Source organism: Bacillus sp. Y3 (assembly GCF_008123875.1).
Lineage (GTDB): Bacteria > Bacillota > Bacilli > Bacillales > Bacillaceae > Bacillus > Bacillus altitudinis.
In genome coordinates this window covers 106,183-125,195 of the sequence record NZ_VSSC01000007.1, presented here as the reverse complement: position 1 = coordinate 125,195, position 19,013 = coordinate 106,183, and the positions used below count along the sequence as shown (strand labels likewise).

Here is a 19,013-nt window from a genome sequence, read left to right as displayed (position 1 = left end):
TGTTTATTGGGATTCAGATTTTTTCTTTTCAACCAGCGCAACGGCTTTTGTGATGATTTGCTCGGCATTTTTTAGGGCGCGTCCGATTTCGACACGAACAGTAGGAATACCTGAGAAGCGTTCAGCGTCGTTAATATGCTGATTGGAGGCGATAATGCAAAGGTCTGCCTGCTTGGCTTCCTCTGCTGTAATGCCATTCACCTGTCCCATAATTCCTTGTTGCTCGATTTTAATCTCGTGTCCAAGCTGTTTACCCGCATTCTCTAATGCTTTTGCTGCCATTGGTGTATGAGCTAACCCTGCTGGGCATGAAGTGACACCGACAATTTTCATTGTGTAATCCCCTCTTTCAATTGTTGTTCAATGACTTCGTAATAATAGTCTGCTGTTTGACCGGGTTGAATCTTTTCGATGAAAGCAGGCTCCATTAAACTTGTGGCAATGCCAGACAGTAATTTGAGGTGTGTGACATTGGCCTCTTCTAGTGGAACGAGCAGTGTAAATAAATAGCTTGTTGGCAAATCGTCGAAGCTTCCCCAATCAATGGGTTGTTCAAGTTCTAAAAAGAGAAGTGAAGCCGTTTGAACAGCAGAGCTTTTTGTATGAGGAATCGCAAAACCTTGCTGAAGTCCTGTTGAGACTTCGTCTTCGCGTTTCAACAAATCTGTTAATAACCCTGACTGATCATCTGTAATGTGAAGGTCTTCAGCTTTCTCGGAAATGTATTGTAAAATCTCATTCTTTGATCGACCGTTTACTTGTGTAAAAACATGATCTTTTTGGAACAAGCTGATCCCTTCTCTCTTGTTTGTTAAGCGCTTACAATTCGATTGTAATGTACTTTTCGACATGGTTAAATAGCATCATTTTCCGTTTGAAATGGCAAAAAGTTTATGAAGCGATCAGACTAGCCATCTGAATATCTCAAATCCTAGCTTAAAACGAGTTTAATTATGTCAAAAACAGATTCTACTAAAAGGGATTCTGTGATATTCTTCCAAGGTATTGTAAAAGATAAGGGGGTCTTTTCATGTTTAAAAAGCAGGTCAAATCCTGTGTGGTTGTACTCATGGCTATCATTCTATGTATGGCTGCATTACCTGGGTACGAGGCATCAGCAGTTAGTAAGGGCACAAGTGTCAATGAAGCCATTGGGTTAAAAAATGGTGAAGTCATCTCAGGTACATTACAGAATGAAAAAGAAGAGTCATGGTACCAAATCACGCCATCTGCACAAGATGTGGCAAAACATACACATATGCAAATTGCTGTCAAAAGCAAACAAGTGTTATCTGTATCGGTCTACCCAAGTAAGGATAGAGCGATAAAGGATGACACTTATTCGAGATATCGTGTGGACACAGCAAGTGGAGAGACAGAAATCAACTTCCCGCATGCATGGTCAGGTCCTTACTATGTCAAAGTGCTGTATTTAGGTTCAGAGGAAGACAGCCGTGATGAGGAAGAGGATGCAGCATATACAATCGGGTATAAAGGCGCGAATCTTCCGCCATCTGAACCGATTTTCCCTGAAGAAGAAGAGCTAGGGATCATCATTATTGAGAAAAAGCATGGACGTCAAATTCTTCAATCCATTCGTACGATCGAAGACAAACGATTCAATGAAACAGCCGATGGTCAGAAGCTTACACGTCTGCTACAAAAAACAAAGCCGTTTCTTAAATCTAAACTCATCAACAATCAAAAAAAGCAGCAAACGGTGTACAATCATTTGCTTACATTAAAATCATTGCTGAATGACGTAGAGAAAAATGGTGCATTCAGCGGTCATATCGTCACAGAGAAAGAGCAACAGGCGATCCGTTCCCTTTTTGATATGCTCAAAGAGGCAAGTCCAGCCTATCTAAAAAAGGAATTAGAAACAGTGGGACAAAAAGTAGGAATCGATCAGCTTGAAGGAAAATCGATCGGTTATGTATTAGAGAAACAAAAGCTTGTTCCAGAAGAAAAGGTCAACACAAACAAAATCATCTTTAAATTAAAGGATGGACAAACGCTTCAATCCGCAAAAAAGAAGATGAAAGGCTACGGAATTCAAGAAAACCGTGTGACATCTCAGTCAGTAAATCCTTTATTTAAAGGAATGTATGTTTACGATGTACCGGCAGGGAAAGAATCAGCTGGCAAAACGCTTAAAGCAGGCAAAGCTGTGATCAAAAGCACGGCGAGAAAGCTTTCTAGTATGCCGAATGTTGAATTTGCAGAGCCTGTACAAACGTATCGTGCGCTCAGTAATGACGCGCAGTATGGTTACCAGTGGCCGCTGAAAAACAGTGCGCAGAACAGTGGGAAAAAAGGCGCTGATGTGAAGTTTGAACAAATGAATACATTGATTGGCACAAGCAAAATGAAGCAAACGTTAATTGCTGTTGTGGATACAGGTGTCGACAGCCGTTTGTCCGATTTAAGCGGAACGGTTCGCACAGACTTAGGTGCTAATCTGATTGGCCGTAATAAAGATGCAATTGATGACAATGGCCACGGTACCCATGTGGCAGGTATCATTGCAGCAAAAGCCGACAATCATTACTCCATGGCAGGGCTGAATCAACATACAGGTATCATCCCAGTCAAAGTACTGGATGCGTATGGAAATGGAGATACAGAGCATATTGCTCTTGGCATTAAACATGCAGTGGACAAAGGTGCAAAGGTCATCAACATGAGCCTTGGCGGCTACTACAGCAAGGTCATTGAATATGCGATGAACTATGCTGCACAAAAAAATGTATTAGTGGTAGTGGCGAGCGGAAACGATGGCATTCCAGAAATGGGTTATCCTGCGACTTCCAAGTACGCCATGGCAGTTGGTGCAAGCAATCGCATGGATATTGCCGCTGAATTCTCAAGCTATGGGAAAGGATTAAGCATGTCTGCACCAGGGTCTGATATTCCAAGCTTAATGCCTGATGGGAATGTTTCATACCTAAGCGGGACATCAATGGCTACACCGTATGTTGCAGCAGCAGCAGGATTACTGTTTTCTAAAAATCCAACCCTGAAACCAAATCAAGTGAGAAATATTTTACAAAATACAGCGGATGATATTTCATTTAAAGCTGTTGATGGAACAGATGACATTTTCTATGATGAAAATGACGAGCCTGTTGTTGATCCGAAAATTCCGGGTATCGATTGGATGACAGGACATGGCAGACTCAATGCTTTTGCCGCATTAAGTGCTGTTGAATTAAACGCATCAGTTAACAAAGTAGAAGATCAGCATCAAAAGGTGACAGGAAAGGCGAAAGCCGGCGCTGCCATTTCTGTGTATAGAGGCAAAACCCTGCTTGGAAAAGGCACGGCAAGCAAAAAGGGAACCTTTAGTGTGAAGATCAAGCATCAAAACAAAAATAAAGTGCTTCACATCAAGATATCAAAAGGAAAGGCTGCGACTTCGCTCAAAACGGTCGTGAAAAAGGGCAAAGCGCCAGCTAAGCCAAAGGTGAATCGAGTAACAGTGAAAAGTAAAACGGTCAAAGGAACTGCGGGTGCAGGCTTGACGATCAAGGTGAAGAACAAATCAAAGAAAGTCATTCAAACGGTCAAAACCAATAGCAAAGGCGCATTTACGGCTAAAATCAAGCCGCAAAAAGCCAAAACTGTCTTGTATGTGACGGCTTCAGATGTGAGAAAAAGAGAAAGTAAAGCAGTGAAAGTTGTTGTGAAAAAATAGTCTTGTAGCTTCCCTTTTTTGAATAAAAAGGGAAGTTTTTTGTTTTTACTGGAAAAATGACAATAACTGTCGATAGTAATATAGTAGGAAAAAAAAGGAGGATTTATCGATGAAAAAAATCATGTTTGCTTTCTTTCTATCATTGCTTCTCGTTTTCCCAAGCTTTGCACATGCAGAGGAAACAGGAGCAGTACCAGCATCCGTACAAGTAACAGGCGTCACAGCAGCAGACGGTGGTATGGTCAATTACGGTTCTGGTAGTAAATATCGTGTAGGTTCATATTATCCAGCTACTTTTAAAGGAACATTAAAGGACACAAGTGGTCAACTCATGGCGAATCAGCCAATTCAGCTTTATTTTGAAGCAGCAATCAAATCATATGCTCAAACAGCAACAGGTACAACAGACGAGAATGGACAATTTTCACTAACGATTCAAGTTCCTGCAGGTGCAGGCTACCGTACATACAATAATGCAGGCTGGTCTACACATTACTACGATATCGTTCCAGTGACTTTCACATCAAACGACATCACGCTATCTTCAAATGTGACAAGTGTGTACCATTTGGCATATACATCACGTTACTAATCTGCTAGAAGAGGCGACTTGGCGAAATTCCTGTCGTTTTCATAGAAAAAAAGGATGTCAGCTAGTGACATCCTTTTCTTTTTGTTAGCAAACCTGCTGGGCGGCAACCGAAAGAGTCGATAAACAAACACTCATGAGCCGTTTCTCCCAGATTCGATCGAGCATTGAGCTTTTCATCTTGAACTTTGATGGATAAGAACTTTGAATACTTGAGCTTTCAGCTTTGAACGTTCAGCTTTGAGCTTTTATCATGGATCATCCTAAGATGATCATCAGATGAGGAGGGAATGACCTTTCCCTCGGAGGTGTTTAGTCCTATCGATTTTCGGCTCACTAACAAAAGCGACTAGTCGATCTGTATTTTGGTCAAGGTATTGCTTTCTGATAAGGAGAAATCCACTTCCATTTGGAAATCTTCAATCTCTTTCGAAAGCTGTTCAATCTTCACTCGAAGACGAAGAGGGTCAATGATCGCCGCCTCATTTTCAGCTAGGAATGACTTGACGATCTCTTGGTTGGCAGCGGCTTGTGTTTTTCCGTCTTTCCCAAATAGTGTTTCTAAATGTTGATCCAGTCTCTTTTTCACATCTTCATTGATTTGTTCTGACCGGTCAACCAGCTCTGTGTAGACCTTTTTTAATTTTCGTAAAAAACGAATATCGTAATCTATGGATGTCTTGCGTTCAATAGCTTCTGCTACGGTCATGCTAACACCCGCCACCTCAATCGTTGTCGTAGCATTCGACACAACGATGGCTGATTTAATGGCATTTCGGCGTTTGATTAATGCTTGAATCGATTGGTCATCTGCTTTTGCCTTTTTTTCTACTTCTTCTTGATTTTGAAATCCGTTCTGTATATGTTTCCCGATGATCAAACCACCGAGTACGGCTTCATCAATCGTTCGGCTGATTCTCTTATCTAACATTTTCAGTTCACTTAATGCTCTTGTAATGGTCATTTCCATATTAAAAACAGCTCCCTTGATTCATCCTGAAAATCATAGATTCCTATCATATACCAAAATGTCTTTGTTTTGCTAGTGATATCCTTTTTTGGGACAAACAAAAACCCTGGTGCTATACACCAGGGTTTTCTCGTTTTTTCTGAATCCATGTTGTCACGTAATAGGCAGCATAGCAGAGTGCGATAAAAGGGATACCGCAGATAAGAGCAATACGCTGATTTGGATCAAAAGCAATGCCGATCACAGATGCAAGGCATAGGAGGAAGGCAGCAATCGGAACCACCGGATAGAGCGGGGTTCGGAAAGATAAATCATGAAGCTGTCCGCCATCCTGTAAGAATTTTTTGCGAAACATGAACTGTGAAGCTGCAATTCCCATCCATACAACAACAACGGCGAGTCCAGAGATTGAAACAAGAACCAGATACACTGTTTCAGGTGCGATGACACTCGATAGCAAAGAGAGAATGCCCCCAATCATACTCAAAATGAGTGCATTCAAAGGAATTCCCTTTGACGTCAATTTTGCCAGCTTTTTAGGTAATGTTCGTTCTTCAGAAAGGGACCATAGCATGCGAGATGAGGCGTATAGCCCTGAGTTTGCCGCAGATAAAATCGCTGTCAGAATGACAAAATTCATGAAATCTGCCGCATAAGGAATACCGATGCGGTCAAATACCACAACGAAAGGACTTTTGATCACCCCGGCTTCTTCTACTGGAATTAAGCCGGCTAAGACCACGATCGTTCCGACAAAAAACAGGACAAGACGTAGCACAGTCGTGCGAATCGCCCGGGGAATGGTCTCATCTGGATTGACACTTTCGCCCGCAGCAATCCCAATCAGCTCAGTACCCGAAAAAGCAAAATTAACAGCCAACATGGTCATTAAAATCGGTAAAAAGCCGTTTGGGAAGAGACCCCCATCTCCAGTGAAGTTAGAGAAGAACGGAGCGGCCTCACCGCCTTTTAGTGGAATCAATCCAAACATCGCGGCTCCGCCAAGGATAATAAAGAGAATAATAGCCATGACTTTAATGCTAGAAAACCAAAATTCCGATTCTGCAAAAAATTTAACTGTAAAAGCATTGAGTAAAAAGATGAGAAGCGCAAAAACACCGCTCCACATCCAAACCGATGTGTCCGGGAACCAGCGCTGCATTAAAAGACCTGCCGCTGTAAATTCTGAACCAAGTGCCACGGTCCATGTCAGCCAATAAAGCCAAGCCACTGTATAGCCTGTGCCGGGCCCAATGTATTTTGTTGCATATGTGTGAAAAGCGCCTGTAACCGGCATTGCGACAGACAGTTCACCTAAACAGAGCATCACGAGGTACACAATTAATGCCCCGACCAGATAAGCCAAAATCGTTCCCGCAGGTCCGGCCTGATTGATCGTATATCCTGAACTTAAAAAGAGTCCTGTGCCAATCACGCCGCCTAAAGAAAGCATGAACAGGTGACGGCTTGTCATTTTTCGTTGATATTGTTGTGACTGATCTTTTGCTTGTTCCATGTCTTCCCGCCCTTTTGCTTAGAAGTATGTGTGTTGAGTCATGATGCTACGATGTTGCCTGTTTTAAGATATCGGTAATATCCTCTGGTGTCGTCCGGCAGCAGCCGCCGATGATTTGTGCGCCGTCTTTATACCATTGCTGCGCACATTCACCAAATGTATGGTGAGACGTATCTCCGCTCCAAACCTTTTCTTCAGGATCATATAATTCCCCTGAGTTCGGATACACGACAATCGGTTTGCTCGTCCCTTTTTTCATCTCCTGAATAAGAGAAGACATATATTGCGGCGGTGTACAGTTTACGCCAACAGCAGCGATCTGCTCATATGGCTCGAGCGCTTGTACACAGTCTCTCAGCAGATCCCCTTCACTAATGTGCTTGCCATCCTTTGCGCTAAACGTGATCCACGCATACACACCGCTGAATTCGTCCTCCAGCAGTTTAGCGATGGCGATTGCTTCAATGAGACAAGGGATGGTTTCACAAGCGAGAATATCTGCACCAGCCTCTACTAAAGCTTGAATTCTTGGTCTGTGAAAATCAATGAGTGCCTGCTCCGTGAGACCGTAATTTCCCTTATATTCTGAACCATCAGACAAATAAGCGCCGAAAGGCCCCACAGATCCAGCGACAAATGGTTTTGTCCGCTCTTTACGTTGTGTCTCATCCTGCCAAAACTGCTCACATGCTTCTTTTGCTAAAATGACAGATCGTTTCATTAATTCGATGGCTTCTTCTTTTGTATAGCCTTTTTCAGCAAAGCCATCAATTGTCGTTTGGTAGCTGGCTGTTGTTGCACAGTCAGCACCTGCTTGGAAGTAGTCCAAGTGTACTTGCTGAATCAATTCTGGCTGTTCAATGAGGATTTTGGCTGACCATAAACTGTCGTTTAAATCACAGCCCTTTCGTTCAAGCTCCGTTGCAAGTGCACCATCTAAAATCAAAGGTGTGTGAGCCTGTAAACGGCTTTGAATAGGATTCATATAAATCAAACAGCCTCCTTTGTCGATCGGAAATAATGGATATGATATGAGGCAGTAGTTTAAATGACTAAAGTGTTTTTGTCAAGGAGAGGAATAAGCATCATATGACGGAAAAACCCTGAAAACATGCGGGTTTGAGTGCATAAACATGCAGTCGAAATAATAGAAAACCAAGTCATTGACAGCCTCTAAAAAGAGATATATATTATGGAAAGGTTCATTTCAGAAAGCTTCATCAAAAGGCGCCGTCTTTTGATTTTTATTTTGTCCAACGACTGTCTTCTTTCGTGCAGAAAGAGGGTTTTTTATATGCTTAAAAAAGGAGGAAAGAAGAAATTGAAAAAATGTGTAAAAGATATTGCAATGATTCTAGTTGGTTCTTTTTTATTTGCTGCAGCTGTGAACATGTTTGTCATTCCACTTGAGTTTGGTGAAGGCGGCGTAACGGGGCTGTCCATCATTTTCTACTATATGTTTGAGATTGCGCCGTGGCTGACAAACCTTGTGTTGAATGCGATTTTATTACTTGTGGGGTATAAATACTTGGACAAGAAGACCACGATCTACACAGTGGTAGCTGTCGCAAGTAACTCTCTATTTTTACATTTGACCACTACATGGGTGGTGAATGTCCATGAATTGATCATTGGTTCTATTTTCGCTGGGATCATCATTGGGATTGGCATTGGTCTTGTTTTAAGAGCGGGCGGTACAACAGCGGGATCTGCTATCCTCGGGCGAATTGCGAATAAGTATCTAGACTGGAACGTGAGCTACGCCATCTTGTTCTTTGATCTGATCGTTGTTTTTGCTTCTTACTTTATTATTGGTGCGGAAAAATTAATGTTTACCATTGTGATGTTGTATGTGGCGACTAAGGTGATGGACTTCGTCATAGAAGGGCTTAACACGAAAAAAGCAGTGACGATCATTTCTTCATGCAAAGATGATATTGCAGAAGAAATCAATCACACCTTGGATCGAGGCGTGACCATTTTAAACGGTCGCGGTCATTATTCAAAGGAATCGAAGGAAATTCTCTATGCGGTCATTCAAAAACAGGAGCTGATGCGTTTAAAGAAAATCATTAAGAAAATTGATCGAGACGCATTCGTTGTTGTCCATGACGTGCGTGATGTGTTTGGAGAAGGATTTGTGAATATATAAAAGTGAAAGGCCCTGTGGGGGTCTTTTTTTTATGCTTTTACAAAATAAATACCTCTTGTCACATCATACTATGTATTGTATAGTATGAATAGTTAGGAGTTGTAAACATGAATGCACAACTAAAAAAAGGATTACTGGAATTCTGTGTACTGGCGGTATTAAAGAAAGGCGATTCCTATGGTTATCAAATGATTAAAGATATGTCCCATTGTATTGAGATTTCAGAATCGACATTATATCCGATATTAAAGCGGTTAGAGCAAAACAATTATGTGGAGACCTATTCACAGGAACATAACAGTCGATTAAGAAAATACTACCGGATGACAAAGAACGGACGGGAGCATATCGCGCAATTTTTAGCGGAATGGGATCAAGTGATGGCGATTTACGACTTTATTTCTGGAGGACAGAGCAATGAATAAAAAAGAATTTTTAGCCAGCTTGGAGAAGCACCTGCATCGTCTAGGCGAAAAAGAAAGTGATCGGTTCATCGAGTATTACGATGAAATGATCGAGGATTATCAGGAAGATGGCTACAGTGAACAGGAGGCAGTTCATCAAGTCGGTCAGCCTGCCATCATCGCTGAAGGGATTATGAAGGAACAAGGAATCAAAACCGTTCAGGTGCCGACGTTTGGAGAAAAAGCCACAAGGCTCTCCATCCTCATTTTAGGCTTTCCGTTATGGGGCAGTATTCTAGCAACAGTCTTCCTGCTGTTTCTTTCTGTGTATATGGTGATTTGGTGCATTCCACTCGTGACAGGTACAATGACGCTAGTTGGTCTGCTCGGCGGTTTTTGGAGCATCATTGGTTCACCGTTTATTTTTCAAGACGGTTTGCATGTGGTGGTGACGCAGATCGGAGTTGGTATTCTTCTATTAGGTGTCGGATTATTAAGCGGCATAGCCACGGCGTATTTGACTAAGCTATTTGTGCAAGGGACTGTTCAAACCACTAAGGCATTCATGGGAATGTTTAAAAAGAAGGTCGTGAGAGTATGAACGTGAATGATTTAAAAAAGCAATGCATCAAATGGGGGATCATCTTCACCGTTGCCGGAGGAATTGTCATGGCAATTGGTTTTGGACTTTCAGGCTTTGACCTAGATGCATATCAAAACAATGACCAGAACAATATCTTCCGCACGATCAATTGGAGCAAGCCATAAATGAAAGACCCGCTTATGCGGGTCTCAGCGTGTAGACAAACCCTCGCATTCGGTGTCAGTCCTGCGCTTCGGTGCTCACGAATGTCAAATTCGCTCCGCGCCGATGCTCGTCCTTCCTAGGGCTGCAAAGGTTTTCTATCACGCTGAAAAGAAGACAAAGGGCTAAAATAAAGTTCATTTTAGCCCTTTGTCACAATCTGCGACCCGCTTATGCGGGTCTTTTTTTTGCTCTGGCAACAAAGAAAAAATAACAGCAAAGTGCGCCAAGGTCACAGAGCATAATAATCAGCCCCATGGGAAAGGCAGTCTGGCTTCCAGCTAAGCCGACAAGGGGTGTCATGCATGCGCCAAGAAGCATTTGTGCCACACCGATGAGGGCAGCGGCACTTCCAGCATGCGCACCGTGATGTTGCATCGCAAGAGAAGGAGCAGACGTGCCGACAATCCCAACGCTTGAGACCACAAAAAAGAGCGGGATGAGGATGCCATAAAGCCCTGCATCAATAGAGATCATCACACACAAGGTGACGCCCCCTAAAGCAGCTGTCAGCAGCCCGATGCGAAGGACTTTCTCCTCACCAATTTTCGCAGCAACGCGGGCAAATACTTGTCCGGCTGTGATGATGCCAAGACTATTCACCGCAAAGGCAGCACTGAAGCCTTGCGGAGAAAGGTTGAAAATCTCCTGCAATACAAACGGTGATCCAGAGATATACGCAAACATGGCGGCGAAGACAAGTCCTTGTGAGAGAGCATATCCGACAAAGAGTCGATCGCTCGCTAGAATTTTCATCGCACCTAGGATTTGTTTGAAGCCCCCAGTCTGTCTGCGTTCCACAGGTAAGCTTTCTTTCAATGAAAACATCGATCTTAGGAGCATGAGCGTCCCGAGGATTCCTAGCAGAACAAACACTCCCTGCCACGTCGTGAACCGTAACATTTGTCCGCCCACGATCGGTGCCGCTGCTGGAGCCACTCCGTTGACTAACATGAGCAAAGCAAAGAATTTCGTCATTTCTGAGCCTTCATAATGATCTCGCACGATGGCTCGTGCAATGACAATGCCTGCTGAACCAGCAAGTCCTTGAATCAGCCTTAAAAGAATGAATGTCCAAATTGATGTGACCACTGTACATAAAAGAGAGGCCGCAATAAAAATGATCAATCCAATCATGAGCGGCTTTCTTCTGCCGACTGTATCACTGATTGGACCTGCAATGAGCTGTCCAAGCGCAAGTCCAATCAAACAAGCCATGAGACTTAACTGAGACAGCGCCGTGCTTGCTTCAAAGTCACGGGCGATATTAGGTAAAGCAGGTAAATACATATCCATTGCCAGCGGTGCAAGGGCTGTTAAAGAGCCAAGAAGCGCGGCAAGGAGGAATCGATTTTTTTTCGATTCTTGGGGATAAGATAAAGAATTCATATGATGCCACTCCTCGTATATGTCCTCAAATCAGCATAATGAATCAAGCTTTCCATTTCAATCAAAATTTTCAAAGAAGTTTTCGTGCAAAATCATTGATCTTTCGAAGGAGACTCTTTACATTGAATGAGTAGAGAAAAGAATCAGATCATCGGCATGCAGTGATTGCATGATACGTATATCCATTCATAGACAAACAGGAGGTGCTGGCATGGAGCAGCAAGAGTTGATCATTCGTCAAGCAGTGAGTGAAGATCATGAGGCGATCACACATGTGCTGATCAAATCATACGCACAGTATGAGCCTCAATTTACAGAGGAAGGCTGGCAAAATTATTCTGCAGCGCTGCGAGTGGCTGTAGATAACCCAAACATGGAGTTGATGCTTGTGGCCGAGCTTGAGGGCAAGGTCGTGGGGACCCTTCAAATGTTCCGATCATCAGAACAGGCATATGACAAGCCGGAGATGGGCATTACTTCAGCGATTGTCCGGTTTTTAGGGGTAGATCCTGATGTGAGAGGAAAAGGTATTGCAGAGTCATTGTTGCGTAAAAGTATAGAACTGACGCAATCGTGGGGCGAGAACGTCCTGTATCTTCATACGTCGGATAAAATGCAGGCCGCCATTCGTTTATATGAAAGAATGGGCTTTGAACGGGCACTTGATAAAGAATTTGTGAATCAAAATGGGACGCATGTGAAGAGCTATCAGTATGTGATCAAAAAAGAACAGCCGGCTGGCTCATAATATACACCGAATAAGAAGAGGAAGAGTATGTCCTGCATGGACGGGACTCTTCCTTTTTCTCATGACACCCATACGTTCAGTGCCATATATGAAAAGCACCAAGAGATTAACCCGAACATGACAAAGAATTTCAACACATGTTCATAAGGGGTTAGCTTTCGATCTCTTTTCGTTTTCACAAGCCGCCAGTAAAGGGCATAGCCACAAAAAACCAAGATGATTTGTCCGAGTTCTGCTACGGTTTCGATGATTGTGATTCCGTTCATTTGTTTTCACCTCACCATATGTCTTCCATAGGCAGCAGTAGTGAACCTTTATTTCTTCAAAAGAAAGCAGTGTATACTAGAATAAGAAGTAGATGCAGAAGGGGTTGTGACCGATTGTTTCCGCTATATGCAAATTCTTGGGATGACGTAATCGAGAGAAAAATCAAATACGATGATCAGGTTGTGGAACATACGTGTCAGCTGTTAGACGCACAGGAGCAGCAAGTCGTGTTGTTTCATAAAATTCAAGAACCATTTACAATGGTTGCTGGTGATGGCACTGTCACGATTCCAAAAGGGAGTTATACGACCGCCTATTATTGGACGGACCGGCCTTACAATGTCTATTTTTGGCGAGATGATCAAGGCAATGAACTTGGCTCTTATGTGAATATCGTCAGACATACATGGTTTGAAGAACAGGCGGTTGTTTTTGAAGATTTATTGATTGATCTACTCGTTCTTCCGAATGGTGATTTCTTTGTTTTGGATGAAGATGAACTGCCGGAGAGTTTAGCTTCCTTTGAACACGGCTCTGTTCAACGAGCACTACATGATGTCATCCATTCGTTAGCGCACATCCTCGATCAAGTGAGGCTGGATGCGAAAGGGAAATATCATCACACCTTGTTTCAGAAGATGTTGAAATAGAAAAAACGATTCCTTGCTGAAAGGAATCGTTTTTTTATCAAACCTTGATCCGGTTTAGTCGTTTTTGTAAATCAGTTTTTGTTTTAGATGCTTTTAGTTGTTTGACCGCACTTTGAGCGGTTGCTTTTGTTTTCTTTGTTCGTTTGGCTTCCGCTTTTTTTACTTTTTGTTTGGCATCTGTCACTTTCTTTTGATAGGCGACTTGTTTTTTGACTTTGTCGAGCCGGTTTTGTAGGCTTGTTTTTTCTTTGCCTTTGGATAGCTTTTTAATGGCCGTTTGGGCACTTTTAATCGAGCCTTGGGTTTTACTTTTTTCAGCTGATTTGACCTTCGCTCGTGCGTCACGAATATCAATGGCTGTTTGGACTTTTTTGACTCGGTCAGTGAGTGCGGTTTTTTGCTTGCTGGCAGTGAGTCTGCCAATTTTCGTTTTGGCTTGATCAACATCTGTCTGTTTTTTAGATGTTTCGGCTGTCTTGACTGCGCTTGTCGCAGCCTTTAAAAAGGTTGACTGCGGCACATATTGCACGCGGCCATAGCCGAATTGTGAATCTTTTCCTTTTGCGCCGAGATCGACTGTATAGCTGCGCAATAAAGTGCGGAGCTGAACATTTGTTTTCTTAGGATGTAGCTGTTTTAAGAGCGCCAGCATCCCTGTGACATGCGGTGCCGCTTGTGATGTACCCGTGGCATACCAATATTCATTTTTCAAATAGGTACTGATGACGTTCTCGCCGGGAGCGGAAAATTCAATTCCTTTCCCCGTATTAGAGATGGAGGCGAGTTTGTCTTTGTCTGTCGTTGCGGAAACAGCAATGACGCTATTGTATGCGGCAGGATAACTAATCCCATTCTTCTTTCCATCATTTCCACTTGCAGCAACGACCAGCAGTCCTTTTTTGTATGCTTCATCAACTGCTGAACGTAAAATCGGAATGTTATCTTCAAAAGCTAGACTTAGGTTGATGATGTCCATCTTATTGCTAATCGCCCAATCAATGCCTCGGAGCAGACTGTATAAGTCGCCCTCTCCTTTTTTATCTAATACTTTTACAGCATACAGCTTCACACCAGAAGCGACGCCGACCGTACCGTAATCATTATTGAGCGCCCCAATTGTACCGGCGACATGTGTTCCATGTCCTTCATCATCTTTGTAAGAAGACGTGTAATCGACGAATGATTTACCGCCGGCTACCTTTAAATCTTCATGTGGGAAAATACCAGTATCGAGAACGGCTACTTTCACATTTTTCCCTGTCACGCCTTCTTTGATTGCTTGCTTTACATTGAGCTTCTGCAAGTTATAAGATTTTTGTACCAAAGCATCCTGACCAGTAGCAGCAGCCGTTTTTTTCACGGTAGAAGCAGCGAGTTTGACCCTGACGTTTTTTGAAACATAAGCGATGTTCGGGTCTTTTTTAAGTGAGGTGACAGCTTGCTCATCTGCTGTCACTGCTACAGCTGGAAGGTGTATGTATTGAGCGTTCACTTTTTCACTTTCTTGAATAGCCGTCTGTTTTCCTTTTTGATTTTTATAGACGATGATGACATCTGTTTCTTTTGGTGGTGCAGCTGCCTGCGAATGGAAGGGCAAAGCAGTTGTCAAAGCAAGAAGAAACGCGATGACCACGACGATTTTCTTTTTCAAGGCAATGGCTCCTTGCATATGAGGTGACCTCCGTCTTTTTTTCTTTATTATATCGGAGAAATAAGATGGATGGTTAGAAGAATCATAGTCTAGAAAGAAAGTTTTTTTCACACGTATCCCGAAATTGAATTTCATAGAATTCTAGTAGACAATAGAGAGATCATAATATGAGAAAGAAGGACATGCCGATGAATATAAAAGAGTATATGACGTATGATGCGACGGGACTGGCATCACTTGTGCAGAAAAAGCAGGTCACGCCTGAAGAGCTTGTACAAGCTGCATTTACTAGATTGGAAGAAGTGAATCCAGTACTAAATGCGGTGATTCAGACAAGGCGAGATCAAGTGTTCAAAGACATGAAGTCACTAGATGCGGATCAGCCGTTTGCTGGTGTTCCGTTTGTGTTGAAAAATATATCGCAGGGGCTGGAGCATGAACCTTTGACGGCGGGTGCTTTGCTGTTAAAGGATGTAAAGGCGCAAACAGATTCCCACTTTGTCCGTCGATTGAAGCAGGCTGGGCTCCTCATGATCGGTCATACAAACACACCTGAATTCGGATTGCGAAATGTGACAGAACCCTCTTTATATGGTCCGACGAGAAACCCTTGGAATGCTGACTATTCTCCGGGCGGTTCAAGCGGCGGGACGGCAGCAGCTGTGGCAAGCGGCATCGTACCTGCGGGTGGAGCGAGTGATGGCGGAGGGTCTATTCGGATTCCGGCATCCTTTACTGGTTTATTTGGACTCAAGCCAACAAGGGGGAGAACACCGGTCGGCCCGGGTGCAGGAAGGCAGTGGCAAGGAGCTTCCATTGACTTTACGCTCACAAAAACAGTTCGAGACAGTGCAGCCCTGCTTGATTTGCTTCAAGTCATTCAGCCAGAGGCTGCGTTCCAAACGCCATTATATGACGGTAGCTATCAGGAGGATTTAGTGAAACGAACCTCTTCGATGCGAATTGCTTACAGTGTAGACTCTCCAGTAGGCACGAAGGTGAGTGAGGAAGCAAAGCAGGCAGTCTTGAACACTGTGAAATGGCTGAGTGAACAAGGGCATCAAATAGAGGAAGCGAAGCCGGACATTGATGGTGTCCATCTGATGCAGCAATATTATGTCATGAACAGCGGTGAAATGTCTGCCTTATTTACCTCTCTGGCTCGTTCATTCGGGCGTCCGGTGAAGCCTGAGGAGACAGATATTGTGGCATGGGTACTGGCGGAAGCAGGAAAAAATGTGACGGCTGCTGCTTATACAGAAAGTCTTGATGCATGGGATATGGCCGCTGCAAAAATGGCCGCATTTCATCAAACCTACGATCTATATGTGACCCCAGCTACTGCCTATTCGGCTCCAAAGGTTGGCGAGCTGATGCATAACGATCAAGAAATTGCTGCATTGTTACGTGTGTCATCCCTTTCAATGCAAGCACAGCAGGATCTGATTTATGAAATGTTCCTCAAGAGTTTGACCTACACACCATTTACACAGCTGGCTAACCTAACCGGCCAGCCATCTATGAGTGTGCCAGTTCATCTCACAGAAGCAGACATGCCTTTAGGCGTACAGATGACAGCACCGAAAGGAAAAGAGGACTGGCTGCTCAGACTGGCGTCAGAAATAGAATCATCCTCATTATGGAAAGGAACGCATCCATTACTGAATCAATAATACAATGGCATCGACGTTGGTCTATGCAGGAAAGGAGTGTCACACGTGAGTACGAAGGACAAAATCATTCAAACGGCCGCACTTCTTTTACGTAAACAGGGGTATCATGCGACAGGGTTGAATCAAATCATTCGAGAGAGCGGCACGCCGAAAGGATCTCTTTATTATTACTTTCCAAATGGAAAAGAAGAGCTAGCCATAGCAGCCGTTGAATATATGAGTCAAAGGGTCATCGATCAAATTGAAGCAAGCTTTGCCTATTCTGATGACCCATATGTCGCCGTCGATCATTTTATGACAAATATTATTCGGGGTTTTATGGAGCAAGAAAGTGAAAGAGGGATACCGATTGTCTTACTGGCGGCAGAGTCAAAACCTGAACATACAAAACTTCATGCTGCATGCAAACAAGAAATGATCCGCTGGCAAGAGCTTGTCAAAAAAAAGCTGATGAATAGCGGATATGATGAAATAAAAGCGGATGAGCGGGCATCTCTCCTTCATTCAATGGTCATCGGCGGATTATCAATGACTACTGCATTAAAGCAAACGACACCTTTAGAGCACGTAAAATGTTACCTTAGACACTTATTTATGCGAGAAGAGTAAAATCTCTCGCATATCGCCTATCTATTATATCAATTGGTCTATATAATAAAGATAGTCAATTAGTCATGAGGAGTGATGGGATGTCGGAGCAACCACAATCGATCAAGCAATCCGAAGATACCTCTTTTTATACCGTGTCCGGTTCGGGGGAGCTGTATGGTTTGGAAAATCAGCTTGTACATGTGCTGGCAGAAGCAAATCAAACAAATCAACTGTTTGAGCTTGTCTTAATCACAGGTGGGAAAGGTGCTTACTTTCCGCTGCATTGTCATGAGACGCTATTTGAAACCATCTTTGTGCTGGAAGGGAAGCTGGAAGTGATACTGGACGGTAAAAAGTATATGGTGACGGCCTGCGATTATATTCATATTCCGCCCAAAACAATTCATGGCTATAGAATGCATAGTCACAAAACAAGGTTTATTTCTTATACACTGGGCGGGCAAATGACAGATGTCTATCAGCAAATCGGAAAGAGGCTGTTGCAGAATGAATGGCCGATGACTGATCACCCATTTGATGCAGACAGCTTTCATCAGGCTGAAAAAGAAAGCGATATCATGTTGATGCATGGCATTAGAGAGCTATCCAATACAACCAAGCCAGCTGTTTTGTTTCATAGTCAGCTCCCGCGCGCAGTGCAGCCATATGTGCTGGAGGCTGGTGAAGGAAAGCAATACATGGTCGAAGGTCAGCTTCATGAGCTGATTGCGACAACGGAAACAACAGGAGACGGATTTAGTTATTTTGTGATTGAAGGGACAAAGGGAAAAGGGTTACGTTCGCATTATCATGAAATGCATACAGAAGCACTTTATTGTGTTGAAGGCAGAATCAATCTTCAGTTAAGCGGAGAAAATATTTGCTTGATGCCAGGGGATTTTGCCTATATTCCTCCGAATACCGTTCACTCGTATGAATTCGTATCACATTCAAATAAAATGTTGGTTTTGCTGCTGCCTGGCTATATTGAGCAAGTGTTTGAACAATTTGAAGAAGCACAAAGTCCAGGTATGTGCCCTTATTTTATACAGGAAGGGGACATGATGGAGGATGGGGAGACCTCTGCTCAGTATGATTTGGTGTTTGTCGAAGATAAATAGCTGTGTAACGCGTTACACAGATTTGAATAAACAGCCTGTCGAATCAATCGGCGGGTTATTTTATTTCCCTTATGGAACAGCATCCCTATTTACATGCATGAACCCTCGCATTCGGTGTCAGTCCTGCGTGCTGGTGCTCATTAATGTCACATTCACTCCGCGCCAGTACGCGTCCTTCCTAGACTGCAAAGGTTTTCTATCACGCTAAAAGCAAACAAAGGGCTAAAATAAAGTTCATTTTAGCCCTTTGTCAAAAATCTGAGGCTTAGGATAATTCCTAAGCCTTTAATGTACGCTCGTCCATCATTTTTTCGATTAATTCAAAAAATGTTTTTTTATCTTCTTCTGATAGGTGATTGAACAGTTGATTGACAAGCAGCTGACGATTGTCGATCATTTGTCTGGCGATTTGTTCACCTGATTCAGAGAGTGTAATCCATACCGTACGGCGGTCATTGTTATTTCTAGAGCGGATAATCAGCCCTTCATCTTCTAAGTGATTGAGAGCGGTTGTTGTTGCGGAGGGAGATAATGAAACTTCCTGCAGAATATTTTTCACAGTACATGATTGATGGCGGTAGATGATGCGTAAAATGAACCCTTTTACATTCGTGACGTTTTTCGGGATATTCTCTTCATCTATTCGTTTCGTCGCCTTTAAATACTTTGTCAGTGCATGGTCTAACAAACTTGCCTCTAGCTCGAAATGTTGCATTCTCCATACCTCTTTTCCTATTGCATTCGCATTTTCCGATCAATTACTAGGTCTATCTTATCATAATAAGCATCA

20 protein-coding genes are annotated in these 19,013 nt (G+C 43.1%); 11 read left to right on the top strand and 9 right to left on the bottom strand.

Annotated elements, in window-relative coordinates; genetic code table 11:
- Positions 1-3: 3 nt before the first annotated feature.
- Both FXF70_RS16455 and FXF70_RS16450 read right to left on the bottom strand, forming a co-directional pair.
- Positions 4-333, bottom strand: coding sequence for a PTS fructose transporter subunit IIB (locus FXF70_RS16455; protein WP_007498438.1), 330 nt, complete (start codon positions 331-333; stop codon positions 4-6).
- Positions 330-788: a PTS sugar transporter subunit IIA gene (locus tag FXF70_RS16450; RefSeq protein WP_008342176.1), complete on the bottom strand. Its 459-nt coding sequence runs from the start codon at positions 786-788 to the stop codon at positions 330-332. Before FXF70_RS16450 ends, FXF70_RS16455 begins: the two co-directional genes overlap by 4 nt.
- Before the next feature lie 242 nt (positions 789-1,030).
- Here FXF70_RS16450 and FXF70_RS16445 point away from each other — a divergent pair, with 242 nt between their 5' ends.
- Positions 1,031-3,697 carry a S8 family peptidase gene (locus tag FXF70_RS16445; protein ID WP_148780767.1) on the top strand — a complete coding sequence of 889 codons (2,667 nt, stop codon included), beginning with the start codon at positions 1,031-1,033 and terminating at the stop codon, positions 3,695-3,697.
- A 109-nt stretch (positions 3,698-3,806) separates the two neighbouring features.
- Positions 3,807-4,289 (top strand): DUF2059 domain-containing protein, encoded by a 483-nt coding sequence (locus FXF70_RS16440; RefSeq protein ID WP_007498435.1) that lies wholly within the window; start codon positions 3,807-3,809, stop codon positions 4,287-4,289.
- Positions 4,290-4,635: 346 nt separating this feature from the next.
- Here the strand turns inward: FXF70_RS16440 and FXF70_RS16435 are convergent, their stop codons facing one another.
- The 3 genes from FXF70_RS16435 to mmuM form a co-directional block, all read right to left on the bottom strand.
- Positions 4,636-5,256, bottom strand: a complete 621-nt coding sequence (locus FXF70_RS16435; RefSeq protein ID WP_148780766.1) for a hypothetical protein — start codon at positions 5,254-5,256, stop codon at positions 4,636-4,638.
- Positions 5,257-5,368: 112 nt separating this feature from the next.
- Positions 5,369-6,772, bottom strand: a complete 1,404-nt coding sequence (mmuP, locus tag FXF70_RS16430; protein WP_008342173.1) for an S-methylmethionine permease — start codon at positions 6,770-6,772, stop codon at positions 5,369-5,371.
- A 46-nt stretch (positions 6,773-6,818) separates the two neighbouring features.
- On the bottom strand, positions 6,819-7,757 hold the full coding sequence (gene mmuM, locus FXF70_RS16425; RefSeq protein WP_017366533.1) for a homocysteine S-methyltransferase: 939 nt from the start codon (positions 7,755-7,757) through the stop codon (positions 6,819-6,821).
- A 336-nt stretch (positions 7,758-8,093) separates the two neighbouring features.
- Here mmuM and FXF70_RS16420 point away from each other — a divergent pair, with 336 nt between their 5' ends.
- The 4 genes from FXF70_RS16420 (at position 8,094) to FXF70_RS19110 (ending at position 10,096) form a co-directional block, all read left to right on the top strand.
- Complete coding sequence (locus FXF70_RS16420) at positions 8,094-8,924, top strand: YitT family protein (protein WP_025206673.1); 831 nt, start codon at positions 8,094-8,096, stop codon at positions 8,922-8,924.
- 107 nt (positions 8,925-9,031) lie between these two features.
- Positions 9,032-9,349: a PadR family transcriptional regulator gene (locus tag FXF70_RS16415; RefSeq protein WP_025206674.1), complete on the top strand. Its 318-nt coding sequence runs from the start codon at positions 9,032-9,034 to the stop codon at positions 9,347-9,349.
- Positions 9,342-9,929 (top strand): DUF1700 domain-containing protein, encoded by a 588-nt coding sequence (locus tag FXF70_RS16410; RefSeq protein ID WP_017366536.1) that lies wholly within the window; start codon positions 9,342-9,344, stop codon positions 9,927-9,929. Before FXF70_RS16415 ends, FXF70_RS16410 begins: the two co-directional genes overlap by 8 nt.
- Positions 9,926-10,096, top strand: coding sequence for a hypothetical protein (locus FXF70_RS19110; protein ID WP_165378688.1), 171 nt, complete (start codon positions 9,926-9,928; stop codon positions 10,094-10,096). The genes FXF70_RS16410 and FXF70_RS19110 overlap by 4 nt, the downstream gene beginning before the upstream one ends.
- Before the next feature lie 208 nt (positions 10,097-10,304).
- On the opposite strand, the gene FXF70_RS16400 is transcribed toward FXF70_RS19110, so the two are convergent.
- Positions 10,305-11,522 carry a multidrug effflux MFS transporter gene (locus FXF70_RS16400; RefSeq protein ID WP_148780765.1) on the bottom strand — a complete coding sequence of 406 codons (1,218 nt, stop codon included), beginning with the start codon at positions 11,520-11,522 and terminating at the stop codon, positions 10,305-10,307.
- A 211-nt stretch (positions 11,523-11,733) separates the two neighbouring features.
- On the opposite strand from FXF70_RS16400, the gene FXF70_RS16395 reads away from it, so the two are divergent.
- The gene (locus FXF70_RS16395; protein WP_148780764.1) at positions 11,734-12,270 is read left to right on the top strand and encodes a GNAT family N-acetyltransferase; all 537 of its coding nucleotides are present in this window, start codon (positions 11,734-11,736) and stop codon (positions 12,268-12,270) included.
- Positions 12,271-12,329: 59 nt separating this feature from the next.
- Here FXF70_RS16395 and FXF70_RS16390 read toward each other — a convergent pair whose 3' ends face one another.
- Positions 12,330-12,536, bottom strand: coding sequence for a hypothetical protein (locus FXF70_RS16390; RefSeq protein WP_008342164.1), 207 nt, complete (start codon positions 12,534-12,536; stop codon positions 12,330-12,332).
- Between the two features lie 114 nt (positions 12,537-12,650).
- Here FXF70_RS16390 and FXF70_RS16385 point away from each other — a divergent pair, with 114 nt between their 5' ends.
- Positions 12,651-13,187: a ribonuclease FAU-1 family protein gene (locus FXF70_RS16385; RefSeq protein WP_008342163.1), complete on the top strand. Its 537-nt coding sequence runs from the start codon at positions 12,651-12,653 to the stop codon at positions 13,185-13,187.
- Between the two features lie 37 nt (positions 13,188-13,224).
- Here the strand turns inward: FXF70_RS16385 and FXF70_RS16380 are convergent, their stop codons facing one another.
- Positions 13,225-14,856: a S8 family peptidase gene (locus FXF70_RS16380; protein WP_148780763.1), complete on the bottom strand. Its 1,632-nt coding sequence runs from the start codon at positions 14,854-14,856 to the stop codon at positions 13,225-13,227.
- A 170-nt stretch (positions 14,857-15,026) separates the two neighbouring features.
- Here FXF70_RS16380 and FXF70_RS16375 point away from each other — a divergent pair, with 170 nt between their 5' ends.
- The 3 genes from FXF70_RS16375 to FXF70_RS16365 all read left to right on the top strand — a co-directional run bounded on the left by FXF70_RS16375 (position 15,027) and on the right by FXF70_RS16365 (position 18,223).
- A complete protein-coding gene (locus FXF70_RS16375; protein WP_148780762.1) occupies positions 15,027-16,511 on the top strand; it encodes an amidase in 1,485 nt (494 codons plus the stop codon).
- 45 nt (positions 16,512-16,556) lie between these two features.
- Positions 16,557-17,120, top strand: a complete 564-nt coding sequence (locus tag FXF70_RS16370) for a TetR/AcrR family transcriptional regulator (protein ID WP_148780761.1) — start codon at positions 16,557-16,559, stop codon at positions 17,118-17,120.
- 80 nt (positions 17,121-17,200) lie between these two features.
- Positions 17,201-18,223, top strand: coding sequence for a quercetin 2,3-dioxygenase (locus FXF70_RS16365; RefSeq protein WP_148780760.1), 1,023 nt, complete (start codon positions 17,201-17,203; stop codon positions 18,221-18,223).
- A 277-nt stretch (positions 18,224-18,500) separates the two neighbouring features.
- Here the strand turns inward: FXF70_RS16365 and FXF70_RS16360 are convergent, their stop codons facing one another.
- Complete coding sequence (locus FXF70_RS16360; protein WP_007498406.1) at positions 18,501-18,938, bottom strand: MarR family winged helix-turn-helix transcriptional regulator; 438 nt, start codon at positions 18,936-18,938, stop codon at positions 18,501-18,503.
- Between the last annotated feature and the right edge of the window lie 75 nt (positions 18,939-19,013).